Origin of the sequence: Scatolibacter rhodanostii (genome assembly GCF_900197595.1) — a bacterium.
Lineage (GTDB): Bacteria > Bacillota > Clostridia > Oscillospirales > Acutalibacteraceae > Scatolibacter > Scatolibacter rhodanostii.
Window position 1 is genome coordinate 496,232 of the sequence record NZ_FZLO01000001.1, and the last position, 13,427, is coordinate 509,658.

Here is a 13,427-nt window from a genome sequence, read left to right on the forward strand (position 1 = left end):
GTATTCTTATATAAAATAATATACAGTGTACTTACTTTGCTTATTTCTATAAAGAACGTTAAAAGCGAACAATAGCTTTATAGAAATTGATCGGTGTGTTATGGTTGGAAAATAAACTCACTGGTTGTGACAACTTTGGCCAACCATCATTTGAGGAGGAGTTTTATGTACAGAAAAAAGGCAGTAAAGAGAATATTATCTTTTGCATTGACGGTTCTTTTAGCAATAACGATGTTTCCACAAACGGTACTTGCTGAGGGTGAAGATGCTTCTCTCACAGCAGCCATAAGTGGCGAAATTACTGGCTTTGAGCCGCTAGTAGAGAGCGTCCAAAACCAAACCATATCACTTGGCATTCTGTGGGAGGAACTAACGTTACCAAATACACTAATAGCTACAGTAAAGACGGCGGAATCTTTACCACAAGCAGAAAATGTGGATAATGACGTTGAGAATAGTTCACAGCAAGTAGTGTCTGTCACATGGTCGTCAGAACCGGAATACATACCGGAAACACCGAATCAATATGTTTTTACGCCCGTGTTGGGCGAGGGTTATACGCTTGCAAAGGGTATTATTTTGCCGGCAATTTCCATCACTACCGTGCAGGAGAAAACAGACACGCAGGTGGACAAAAAAGAAGCCATTGTTTCCATTGTCACGGATTCTAACGAACCGCTTCATCTAAATGAGGGGCAAGCCATAACAAACGATGATTTACTTACCGGTGTCACAGCAGAAGATGAAAACGGCGAATCGATTGAGGTGACTGTTCAGAATATGGGCGAACTTGATTTGGAGAATCCTGTGCCAAAAGAGGATTCTGCCCCCTATGTCATCACCTATGCGGCAGAACATCCTGTGAGCCAAGAGGTTTTCACAGCCACACGAGAAGTGTATGTTACGGCAACCATCATGCCCCTTTCAGCCATAGTACCTATGACCAGCACAACCAACATCATTGACGTCAGCGACAGCGCAACCCCCTCGGGTGACGGCTGGACATATGCAGACGGTGTGTTCACTGTCACAGGGGATGTGACCATCACAGGCACAACCACCACAAACCGCATCAAAGTGGCAAGCGGTGCAAGCGTGAATATCACGCTAAACGACGCCGATATTCAAGTGTCAGAGTATTATATCTGTGCGTTTGATATGACCACTGCAACGGTCAACCTGACACTTGAAGGCAGCAATACGCTCAAAAGCGGTGCTTTTAGAGCAGGTCTGGAAGTACCAACAGGTGCTACGCTGCTTCTTCACGGCACGGGTACTTTATCTGCCACGGGCGGTACCTTTAGTGCAGGAATCGGCAGCAGCTTCTACGACGGCACCGACAGCGGCAACATCACCATCACAGGCGGCACAGTCATCGCCACGGGTAATCTCGGCGGTGCAGGCATCGGCGGCGGCTACTACGACAATGGCGGCAATATCATCATAACAGGCGGTGATATCAATGCAAAAGGCGGTGACGCTCACGATGATTCCTATGGCGGTGGTGCAGGCATTGGCGGCGGTGGTGCTGGTGTGATCGGAAACTCGCCACCCTCGGGAAACATCACCATAACGGGCAGTGCCAATGTGATTGCCCTCGGAGGGAATAGTCAAAATGCTGGCGGAGGTTCAGGCATCGGTTCAGGAGGAAGCACTAACGAGTTCCGTGGAATAACTAGTACCTCAGGTTCTGTTGATTCTATCATTATCAACACGACAGGAGCATACATAGCAGCAGGTGGTCAGGGTGTGAACGGCAGAAACGGTGCAGGTATTGGCAGAGGCGGCCTAGGTTCTCACGAAGTCGGCACAAAAAACCCCCAATACATACCAGAAACAAACGTCGTGGCTCACACGATAACAACTTCGGCAGGCACAGGTGGAAGCATCTCTCCAAGCGGTGCTGTTTCTGTTATAAACGGTGCAAATGCAGCGTTCACTGTCACAGCCGATATGGGTTATTTAATCGACACGGTAACAGTTGGTGATACGCCTCGGGCAGTTGCAAATAAAAGGAATTTTACTTTTACCTTGCCAAATGTGACCGCTGACTCTACTGTGACGGCGACTTTTATAAGAGATGATGCCAAAGCCCCTATCATCACAGGCCAACCACAAGGCGGAACCTATCCGATAGGTTCTACAGAGAACCTTACCGTGTCAGCAAACATGTCAGACGAAGGCAATCTTAGCTATCAGTGGTATAGCTGTGATGATAACAGCCAAACAAATACAGCGCCAATATCCGGCGCAACAAATGCAAGCTATGCATTCAATACTGGGGAACAAAGCGAGCAATATTATTTTTGCATTGTGACCAACACAAATGCAAGTGTCAGTGGAACGCAGACAGCAACCATGAAGAGCAATGTTGTTAAGGTAGTGGTTTTTGGTAAGCCCACAGTTTTCATTATTTCTGTACCGGCTGTCAATGCGAACGAAACTTTGTCTCTTACAATTCCGCATATTTATAGTTATATACCTAACATAGAAATCACTGCACAAGGCTGGGAAATCAGCGCAGACGGCAGCACAGATTGGACAGCATTTAACCCTGCCACCGTCATGACTTATGCTCATAACAACCAATATCTGCGCTATTATGCAACCAATGCAGCAGGCACAGGTTATAGCGGCAATACCGTACAGCTTATGGTGAATAAGCTTGATTTAATGTTGTCACTCTCGTGTAATAATATCATCTATGGAGAGTCGCCAAATCCCCAATTAAGCGGTAATGTCGGCGGCGGTACCGTAACCTATACATATAAAGAGCAGGCTGCACCGAATAATAAATACACAGAAACTGTTCCTACAAACACAGGAAATTATACGGTTCGTGCTTCTGTTGCCGCTACAGATATCTATAACGCAAACTCAGCCACAGCAAACTTCAGTATTCTCAGAGCAACGCCTTCTATTGAGCTAACCGCTTCACCGACAAGCGATACTTTAGCTGATGATGAAGTGACCCTAACGGCAGTGATGACAGGTGTCAATGCAAACGATTACCCAACTGGGGATATCGTGTTCCAAAATGGTGAGACAGTTTTGGGAACAATCTCTCTTGTTGAGGGTAAGGCTTCCTTTCCCTGGCAAAATGTGCCTTTCGGCCGACACAACTTGACAGCAAATTATGTCGGCGACAGCAACTATAAAATTGTAAGCGACACTCTTTTAAGGTATAACGTTCAAAAGAGACCGCAAGCTGAACTGAACATCATAGGCAGTCCCGAGACCATTACCTACGGTGACGACAGCTTCGATTTAAGCATCACAGGCGGCAACGGAAACGGTGCTGTGACTTATTCCGTGCAGAGTGGTGACGCCGTTTCAATCAACGACAACATAGTGACCATTGAAAAAGCAGGTACAGCGGTCATTAAAGCGGTGAAAGCAACCGATAACATCTATAACGAAACTAGCACAACAATTACTCTGACAGTTGAAAAAGCAACGCCATCGATTGCTTTCACTGCTTCACCGACAAGCGGCAGCTTGGCTGATGATGAAGTTATTCTGACAGCAGTGATGGCAGGTGTCGATGAAGAAGATCATCCCACTGGCAATGTTGTCTTTAAGAACGGCAATGAAGAATTGGGAACAATCGCTCTTACAGACGGTGAAGCCTCCTTTACCTGGCAGAATGTGCCTTTTGGTACGCACAACTTAACAGCAGAATATATCGGCGACAGCAACTATAGAATTGTAAGCGACAGCATTTTAAGCTATGACGTGCAAAAGAAAAATCAAGCTGAACTGACCATTATAGGCAATCCTGAGACTATTGTCTATGGTGATGATAGCTTCACGCTGAGCACCATAGGCGGTAACGGTAATGGTTCTGTGACTTATTCCGTGCAGAGTGGTGACGCCGTTTCAATCAACGACAACATAGTGACCATTGAGAAAGCTGGCACAGCAGTTATTCAAGCGGTAAAGGCAGCTGACAGTATCTATAACGAAACTAGCACAACCATCACCCTTACTGTTGAAAAAGCAACACCATCGATTACTCTAACCGCTTCACCCACAAACAGTGGCTTGGCTGATGATGAAGTTATTCTGACAGCAGTGATGGCAGGTGTCAATGCTAATGATTATCCCACTGGCAATGTTGTGTTCAAGAATGGCGACACAGTTTTGGAAACAACAGCTCTTACAAACGGTAAAGCTTCCTTTACTTGGGAAAATGTGCCTTTCGGCACGCACAACTTGACAGCAAATTACGTCGGAGACAGCAACTATACAAGCGCAACCGACAGCATTTCAAGATATGACGTGCAAAAGAGACCGCAAGCTGAACTGAACATCATAGGCAGTCCCGAGACCATTACCTACGGTGACGACAGCTTCGATTTGAGCATCACAGGCGGTAACGGTAATGGTTCTGTGACTTATTCCGTGCAGAGTGGTGACGCCGTTTCGGTCATCGGTGATACTGTGACCATTGAGAAAACAGGTACGGTGGTCATTCAAGCGGTAAAGGCAGCTGACAGTATCTATAACGCAACTAGCACGACAATTACTTTAACCGTAACTAAAGCCAGACCTACTTTTCAAAAAAATCTTAGCGTAGATAATGCCTACATAGGCAAAACGCTTGCAAGTCTTTCGCTCTCTGATTTAGAAGCTTACGGAATTGATAACAAACCTCTTTCTGGTAGTTTTGCGTGGCAGAATCCTCAAACCGTAATTCAAGGTTCAGCTAAATATCCAGTTGTTTTTACGGCTATGGATGACAATTATGAGAAGGCAACCATTCAAGTTCAGATAAATCTGGACAAAACAGAGCCTATGATTTACTCGATAAAGGCAATACCTTCTGTAAATGCGGCAAGGCTGGAAGTTGTTGCAGCAGCAGAGACACCCCTTAGTTATCAATGGCAGGTACAAGGCTCGTGGATTGATATTCCAGGAGCAACAACAGCTGTTTTTGATTATAGCGGACTCTCTGGCAACCAAGAATATACAGTGCGTGTCATTGTAACAGACGATAACGGAAACAGCACAATATCTGATGCTATTACCTTTAAGACTTCTACAGCTCCTATTACAGGTTTGCCGGAAAGTCATACGCTAAATAAAGATGGAACGGTAAGCTTCTCTCCTCAACCTACTGGTGGAACTTGGCGTTATGATGACACTTATCTTATTATGAAACAAGATGACGGGAACTATCTATTTACAGCCAAAAAAGTAGGTAAAACAACGATGACATATCTTGTGGATAACACCGAATATGCAATTCAGATTACCATTAATGAAAATATTTTTCCGCAAACAGGTGATACAAACAACATGAAGTTGTGGATTGCACTGCTTATAATAAGTAGTGCAGGAATCACGGGTATTTTTATGTGGAAAAAGAAACGGAAGTTTTTATTCATAAATAAATCAAAAAATTAGAGACACCGGCACACCTCTTTATAGATTAAAAACGACGATACAGTTTTTCACTGTATCGTCGTTTTCTCTACTTTTTAGCAAGTTTTCATTATTCCTCACATGGTTTATAAAGGCTAACATCGATTCCGCCAGTCGTATATGCTCCCAATGTTGGTAATATACTGGTAAAATGTGAAGAAGTATTGTGGGTGTTAATAGCTTCTTGGTCTTTCCAACGTTCAATAAAAGTTAAGATATTAGCATTTGAAAGGTCTTCAAACAAGTCATAAGAAATATTGCCTTCTTCTGCGCGGCTTGCTTCGATAAGAGGTTGAACAGCAGCAAGAAAATCTGCTTTACATTCAGGTTTTACAATGTTTTTTGCAACAATAGTAATCATCTATAGGTGACCTACTTTCTTAAAGATTATAGTATTATTTTACTACTAAATCCGCATAATTTCAATCCTAAGCTAAGTTTACTTTTGACTTACCAAAATGGATGCAAATCATTAAATTTGTCTGTACAAATAAGCAAAATATAACAAAAAGACATTCCAATTGATGATATTAAGTAGTAATATAAGAAAAAATAAAGAAAATCAAACTTTCTTTATAGGCAAAATTTCTTTTGGGAGGATTAAGTATGAAAAAAAATGAAGTGGCAATGACCCCTCCAATGGGTTGGAATAGTTGGGATTGCTATGGCCCCTCTGTAAATGAAGAACAACTATTAGGTAACGCAAAGTACATAGCGGATAATCTTAAAGATTATGGCTGGGGGTATGTTGTCTGTGACATTCAATGGTCTGAACCAACTGCCGGCAAAGAAGGCTGGGCTTATCGACCTTTTGCTCATCTAGATTTAGATCAATATGGCAGACAAATACCAGCTGTCAATCGCTTTCCTTCTGCTGCCGATGGAAAAGGCTTTAAGCCAATAGCAGATAAAATTCATGGAATGGGTCTAAAATTTGGAATTCACATTATGCGTGGTGTTCCTAGATTAGCCGTTCATAAACAACTTCCTGTTCTTGGAACAAACACAACTTGCGATCGAATTGCATCTTCAGACTCAGTGTGTCGCTGGAACTCAGATATGTATGGTGTCAATTGGCAAAAAGAAGGAGCTCAGGCCTATTACAACTCCATTTTTGCACTCTACGCAGAGTGGGAAGTAGACTATGTAAAAGTGGATGACATTTGTAACACAAACGCTTACCCTCATGCACCATATTCAGCTGAAAAAGAAATTGAAATGATTCGCAAAGCCATTGATAACAGTGGACGTCAAATGGTTTTAAGTTTGTCGCCAGGTCCAGCTATTATTGAAAAAGCATGGCACTTGAGAAAAAATGCCAATATGTGGCGTATCACCGATGATTTTTGGGATGAATGGCATTTGCTGAAAGAAATGTTTGAGCGCTGTGAAGTTTGGCAAAGACAAGTTTCTGAAGGTTGCTGGCCAGACTGTGATATGCTGCCGCTTGGAAAAATTCGTGTTGCTAGAGATGGAAAAGGTCACTACACACGCTTTACAAAAGACGAGCAAATCACTATGATGACACTGTGGTCAATTTTCCGTTCTCCGCTGATTTTAGGAGGAGAACTGCGTGACAATGATGATTGGACACTTGCACTTCTTCAAAATGCAGAAGTGTACCGTATGAACAAAGAATCTTATGGTGCGGAACAGATTTTCAGAAATGAAGAGACAGCCGCTTGGAAGAGTTTTGATAAAGACGGAAGCGTTTATATTGCTCTCTTTAATTTGTCTGATAGTGACAGCGAAATAGCAGTTTCATTTGAAGAAGCTGGCCTCACTGGAACAGCTGCTATTTATGACCTGTGGGATAAAGCTACGATAGGAAATGCTGACTCAGAAATCAAAGCAAACATTCCTATGCACGGAGCTAAGCTTTATAAATTATCAATCAAATAAAGATAACTAATCAATCGAAAACAAGCAGTAGAAATATTCTACTGCTTGTTTTTATGAATAGACTATTGACAAATATTAAAAAAAGAGATACTCTTAATAAGAAAATGAAATAAGGGGAGCTGTTTTACGGCTGAGATTAGCTTATTGCTTAAACCCTGTGCTTTGGCACGAACCTGATGCGGATAATACCGACGTAGGAAGTATTTCAAACCTTTTAACTTTTATACCTTAGAAATTTGTATGTAAAAGTGATGGATTTGTATTGAAACCTTGTCGAGTTATCGATAAGGCTTTTTTTATTTTTACTGCGCAGTTTCATTCTACAAGTTATAAAAGAAGAAAAAAAGGAGAAAATAAAAATGACCAAATCAGATAAAACATTTAGAATCGTCTTGGGAGGCATCATGGTTGCCTTATCGGTGGTTCTTTCTTTTGTTAAGGTATTTGAAATGCCCTATGGTGGATCAATCACACTTTGTTCGATGCTTCCGGTTGCCTTTTATGGCTATCGATATGGTGCAAAGTGGGGAGTAGGAGCAGCTTTTGTTTACGGTGTTACACAGCTTCTTTTTGGACTTAGCAGTATCAGAGCACTGACCGGTACAGCTGTTATCGGTTCGATTTTATTTGATTACCTAGTTGCTTTCTCGTTGTTAGGTTTCGCAGGTGTCTTCAAAAAAACAAAATTGTCGCCGCCAATATCTTTTGCCTGTGGAACCATTTTTGTTATCATTCTGCGCTACATATGCCATATTATTTCTGGGATTATGTGCTATTCTGAATATGCTGAATGGTATTTTTCACAAGAAGGTTTTACCTTTGGCGCATGGGTGCTAGAAAGGTTTAGCGGTTTTTCACTTTCGCTTCTCTATTCTGCGGTATATAATGCCATGTATATTGTACCAGAAATGATCATTACAGCCGTAGCAGCATTCTTATTATTAAAATTTGCTGGCAAAAAGATACTAAACGATACAGTAAAAGGTTGAGATCGGATAAGAACGGACAGTATAAGATAAGTTTTTTTGGAAAAGCTACGAAAGTGAGCGGCTATGCTCAGTAAATCTTTCGGAGGTGTTTTCATGAATCATCTTGAGTGTGAAGTGTCAACCTGTATGCATTTTGACAAAAATCTTTGTACGCTGAACAAAATTATGGTTGAAGGTCCTGCAGCGCACGACAAAGAAGAAACCTGCTGTATGTCATTTTCCGAAAAAATGAGTTCAGGACAAAATGCAGTTGGTGTTCCTCATGATGCCAAGCCCCAAACTGGCATTGATTGTAAGGCAGAAAATTGCACTTACAACAGCAGCTGTAAATGTACAGCTAGCAATGTAAAGGTGGCTAATTGCCATCCTAACGTCTCTGCAAAATGTGATACGCATTGCGCTACTTTTGCAGCTGGATAAACTTTTTTAATCAGTAAAAAATCCGGCCTGTTTGATTCTCATGAGATGAGATTCTAACAGACCGGTCTTTTTTTAACAGTATTAGTTATATCTTTAAAGAATCAATAGCTGCTCTTTCAATAGCAAGACCTTCTACATAATCTTTCATAAAACGTTCGAAACCTTGGTTAATTTCAGGATCAGGCTGAATAGTCTGCTCTTTTTGTGAAGCAAAGACCTTATTGTCTAAAAATTGATCTAGCGTTTCATTTTCAGCTTTATGCACTAAATAAGACGAGAGCAAAGCGATTCCCCAAGCACCGCCTTCACTGGCTGTTTCCATGACAGATACAGGAGTGTTCATAGCAGAAGCCATTATTTTTTGCCCGACAATCGGTGTTTTGAAAAGTCCGCCGTGCCCTAAAAGCTTATCAAGAGCCACCTTTTCTTGTTTGGTTAAAATATCCATGCCCATTTTGAGCGCTCCCAATGCGGTGTAAAGATGAACACGCATAAAATTGGCAAGAGTGAATTGGCTGTCAGGTCTTCTAACAAAGAGAGGTCGACCTTCTTCCATTTTTGTGATATGCTCCCCAGAAAGATAATTATAAGCAAGTAATCCGCCACAATCAGAATTTCCGTTTTTCAAAGCTTCTTCATAGAAGAAATCGAAAACTTGATACAACTTAACATTTGCCCCTGAAAGATCAGCAAATTCTTTAAACAAATGAACCCACGCGTTTAAATCAGAGGTACAATTATTACAGTGTACCATAGCCACTGGATCCCCTGAGGGTGTTGTGACAAGATCGATTTCCGAGTAAACGCTAGACAGCTCCTTTTCGAGAACGACCATGGCAAACACAGAGGTACCAGCTGACACATTGCCCGTACGTACACGAACGCTGTTTGTAGCGACCATTCCTGTACCGGCATCACCTTCCGGTGCACATAAGAGAGCGCCTTCTTTTAAATTGCCCGATACATCAAGCAGTTTTGCACCTTTATCGGTCAATTTTCCGGCGAAATCACCAGCCACAAGCACTTTAGGAAGAATGTCATTTAGTTTCCAAGCGTAATTCTTGTTACGAAGCAATTCATCAAACTGTTCAATTTTATCTTTGTCAAATCGGCGATGTTCAAAATCTACAGGAAACATGCCGGCAGCTTCTCCAATTCCGGCAACTTTCTCGTCCGTAAGTTGCCAATGAACATATCCAGCCAACGTCGTAAGAAAATCAATGGCAGATACATGAGACTCATTGTTTAAGATAGCCTGATAGAGATGAGCAATACTCCAACGCTGAGGAATAGGATATTGAAAAAGCTCGGTCAATTGTTCAGAGGCTGACTCTGTCATAGTATTACGCCATGTTCTAAAAGGAACTAGAAGATTATTGTCTTTGTCAAACGGCATATAGCCGTGCATCATACCAGAAATACCAATTGAAGCCAAAGAAACAATCGAAACATTATATTTTTCTCTTACATTTATCAAAAGGTTCTGGTAACAATCTTGCACACCTTTCCAAACTGAATCCAAACTATAAGTCCAAATGCCGTCTTCCAGTTGATTGTCCCAATCATGAGCGCCCGATGCAATAGGCGTGTTTTCCTCATCAATTAATATAGCTTTTATCCTTGTTGAGCCAAATTCAATGCCCAGTGATGCTTTTCCTTTTTCAATAACTTGTGCTATGTTTTTCATATAATATCCTCCTAATCCAATACCAAAATCTTTATCCCAAAATGTCCGTACAAATTTGTTTTTATTATAAGCTATCTGCAAACACTTGTAAATACTTTTAGAAGTGAAAAAGAGAAAATCTGAATTTTGTTGATTATGCCAAAAACAAAATTAAAAAAATCCAATTGCAACTCTCTGCAATTGGATTTTTTAATCTCGTATTTAGTAGAATGAACGTAAAACAGCATAAATGCTTGTAAAACAGATATAATATTATTTCAATTCTTTTAATCGGTTGGTCGCTTCAATAATATTTTCTCTGCTTCCAAAGGCAGTTAAACGGAAAAATCCTTCACCGTTTGTTCCAAAGCCAACTCCGGGTGTTCCAGAAAGGTTATGTTCGTGCAATAACTTATCAAAAAATTCCCAAGAGGACAAATTATTCGGGCATTTCAGCCATAGATAAGGGGAGTTTGTACCACCAGTAAACCAAATCCCCAATTCATCAAGGGTAGCAGCAAGAATACGCGCATTTTCTTGATAGTAGGCAATGTTACTTTTGATTTGCACAAGTCCTTCATCAGAAAATACTGCTTCTGCACCTCGCTGAATAATATAAGGAACACCATTAAATTTAGTCGTTTGTCTGCGAAGCCACAAACGATTTAAAGAAATATTCTCATGCATTAATTCCAAAGGAACAATCGTATATCCGCATCTGGTGCCTGTAAAGCCAGCTGTTTTAGAGAGAGAGCAGAATTCAATTACGCACTTTTTTGCGCCTTCAATTTCATAAATAGAAGTGGGAAGAGAGCTATCTTGAATAAAAATCTCATAAGCACTATCAAACAGAATGACAGCTTTGTGCTCCAAGGCGTAATCAACCCAAACTTTGAGTTGCTCAGCATTATAAACTGCTCCTGTTGGATTATTGGGAGAGCAAATATAAATAATATCGCTGTGTACAGAAAAATCTGGCATAGGTAAAAATCCATTTTCACTGTTGCCGTTTATGTAGACAATCTTGCGTCCTGCCATGATGTTAGTATCCACATAAACAGGATATACTGGATCGGGAATTAACACAGTGTTATCGGTAGAAAAAATATCTAAAATGTTGCCTAAATCACTTTTAGCACCGTCACTGATAAAAATTTCTTGCAGTTCTAACGATATATTTTTGCCAGCATAATATTTTTGAATAGCTTCTCTCAAGAAAAGGTAACCTTGTTCTTCACCGTAGCCACGGAATGTTTCTGCTTGACCCATTTCTGCAACCGCTTTTTGCATAGCACTTGTTACAGCAGGGACAAGCGGCAAAGTAACATCGCCAATACCAAGGCTAATTACCTTTTTATCCGGATATTCAGCTTTATAGGCCGATACTTTCTTGGCAATGGTGGAGAAAAGATAGCTGTCTTGCAGAGCTAAATAATTTTGATTAATTTGCATGATAACCTCCTAAAAAGAACAGATAGAACGAATTTCAAATGTATAAAAATTCAATTTTACTTTCTTATATTTCCACAGTACCTTCAAAGGCAACTTCACAGCCGCCTGTCATAAACACGGTATCTCCCGTATAACGAATAAGAAGTTCTCCGCCTAAAAGCTGAACCGTGATATCTTCATTTTTATTGCAGTAACCATTTAAAACAGCCGCTACCACAGAAGCACAGGCGCCTGTTCCGCACGCCAGTGTTTCACCGCTTCCGCGTTCCCACACACGCATTTTTAGCATATTTTTATCAATAACTTCTATAAACTCTGTATTCACCTGTTCAGGGAAAACAGGGTGATTTTCAAATTTTGGGCCGATTTCAGGCAAATTTAAAGATTCAATGCCAGATGTGAAAATAACAGCATGAGGATTGCCCATGGAAACACAAGTAACAGGGTAAGCAACACCATCTGCATCCAGCAATTGATTAACAATTATTTCGCCTTCTAATCTTGTAGGAATTAATTTTGGCTCTAAAATGGGTTTTCCCATATCAACTTGAACAGAGATAACAATACCACTTGTAACCGTTAAATCCAGCGTTTTAATTCCGCTCAACGTTTCAATTGTCATCTGATTTTTGACAACAATCCCATGCTCATATAAATATTTTGCCACACAGCGAATAGCATTACCGCACATTTTCCCTTCGCTGCCGTCAATGTTAAACATACGCATTTTGGCATCGGCAACTGCTGATGGCAGAATCAAAACCAATCCGTCTCCACCAATTCCAAAATGACGGTCTGATAATGGGATAGACAGTTGTTCGGGAGACTTAATCTCGACTTCAAATCCATTTATATAAATATAATCGTTTCCACAGCCTTGCATTTTTGTAAAAGGAATTTTCATAATTTCACTCCTTAGATAGGGGATAGAGGGCATTATTTAAAATTATTGTGATAATATAAAAGCAGTTTTCAAAGTGTTTAACTTTTGCCGTCATATGTTTCTAAGATTTCTTCTGCCACTTTTCTTTTGGTACTTCTGTCGTCCATCGCTTTCTTCTCTATATATCGATGAGCTTCGTTTTCGCTCATATTTAAACAAGATATTAACATACACTTTGCCCGATCAACAATTCGAATATCCTCGATTTTTTTCATGAGTTTGTGATTCTCGTTTTGTAGAGCTTTTAAGCGATTATGAGAAGCTTTAGCCATTTTCAGAGCCGACCAAAAAATAGATTTGCTGATTGGTTTAGAAACGGTAATTACGCCAAAGTCTTCTGTCTTAGCTGAAATTTCATCATAATGTTCGCTGTTCACTACTAAAATAACTTGGCTGATATCGTTGGAGGCAATGTAACTGGAAAGATCTTCTCCTGACTCATCACGAAGCGGCGCATTAATAATCACTAAGTCAAAACTTCGTTGCTGCAAAAGCTGTCTTGTTTCCGAACAAGATTTCGTTGAGACAAGGGTTTGACAGAAAGAAGGACTTAAAATATCACGGAAAGAGGCAATACTTTTGTCAGTTGGAGAAACAATTAAAACGCTTTCCATATATCAGCCACCTT

9 protein-coding genes and 1 riboswitch are annotated in these 13,427 nt (G+C 40.7%); of the genes, 4 read left to right on the forward strand and 5 right to left on the reverse strand.

Translation table 11 applies throughout. The features are described 5' to 3' along the window. The first annotated feature begins 165 nt into the window (after positions 1 to 165). Positions 166 to 5,409: an Ig-like domain repeat protein gene (locus tag CS931_RS02275; RefSeq protein ID WP_099204133.1), complete on the forward strand. Its 5,244-nt coding sequence runs from the start codon at positions 166 to 168 to the stop codon at positions 5,407 to 5,409. Positions 5,410 to 5,497: 88 nt separating this feature from the next. Here CS931_RS02275 and CS931_RS02280 read toward each other — a convergent pair whose 3' ends face one another. Then, positions 5,498 to 5,788, reverse strand: a complete 291-nt coding sequence (locus CS931_RS02280; RefSeq protein WP_099204134.1) for a putative quinol monooxygenase — start codon at positions 5,786 to 5,788, stop codon at positions 5,498 to 5,500. A gap of 245 nt (positions 5,789 to 6,033) precedes the next feature. Here CS931_RS02280 and CS931_RS02285 point away from each other — a divergent pair, with 245 nt between their 5' ends. The 3 genes from CS931_RS02285 (at position 6,034) to CS931_RS02295 (ending at position 8,738) form a co-directional block, all read left to right on the forward strand. Then, positions 6,034 to 7,329 (forward strand): glycoside hydrolase family 27 protein, encoded by a 1,296-nt coding sequence (locus tag CS931_RS02285; RefSeq protein ID WP_099204135.1) that lies wholly within the window; start codon positions 6,034 to 6,036, stop codon positions 7,327 to 7,329. Between the two features lie 102 nt (positions 7,330 to 7,431). Beyond that, a riboswitch (TPP riboswitch) is annotated at positions 7,432 to 7,547 on the forward strand. Positions 7,548 to 7,688: 141 nt separating this feature from the next. Then, positions 7,689 to 8,318 (forward strand): energy-coupled thiamine transporter ThiT, encoded by a 630-nt coding sequence (locus tag CS931_RS02290; RefSeq protein WP_099204136.1) that lies wholly within the window; start codon positions 7,689 to 7,691, stop codon positions 8,316 to 8,318. Between the two features lie 93 nt (positions 8,319 to 8,411). Next, a complete protein-coding gene (locus CS931_RS02295) occupies positions 8,412 to 8,738 on the forward strand; it encodes a DUF1540 domain-containing protein (RefSeq protein WP_159459719.1) in 327 nt (108 codons plus the stop codon). An 85-nt stretch (positions 8,739 to 8,823) separates the two neighbouring features. On the opposite strand, the gene CS931_RS02300 is transcribed toward CS931_RS02295, so the two are convergent. From CS931_RS02300 to CS931_RS02315, 4 genes are all read right to left on the reverse strand, one after another. Continuing rightward, positions 8,824 to 10,425, reverse strand: a complete 1,602-nt coding sequence (locus CS931_RS02300) for a xylulokinase (RefSeq protein ID WP_099204138.1) — start codon at positions 10,423 to 10,425, stop codon at positions 8,824 to 8,826. A gap of 252 nt (positions 10,426 to 10,677) precedes the next feature. Further along, positions 10,678 to 11,856: an LL-diaminopimelate aminotransferase gene (locus CS931_RS02305; protein ID WP_099204139.1), complete on the reverse strand. Its 1,179-nt coding sequence runs from the start codon at positions 11,854 to 11,856 to the stop codon at positions 10,678 to 10,680. A gap of 64 nt (positions 11,857 to 11,920) precedes the next feature. Next, a complete protein-coding gene (dapF, locus tag CS931_RS02310) occupies positions 11,921 to 12,760 on the reverse strand; it encodes a diaminopimelate epimerase (protein ID WP_099204140.1) in 840 nt (279 codons plus the stop codon). Positions 12,761 to 12,837: 77 nt separating this feature from the next. Continuing rightward, a complete protein-coding gene (locus tag CS931_RS02315; protein ID WP_099204141.1) occupies positions 12,838 to 13,413 on the reverse strand; it encodes an ANTAR domain-containing response regulator in 576 nt (191 codons plus the stop codon). Positions 13,414 to 13,427 lie beyond the last annotated feature (14 nt).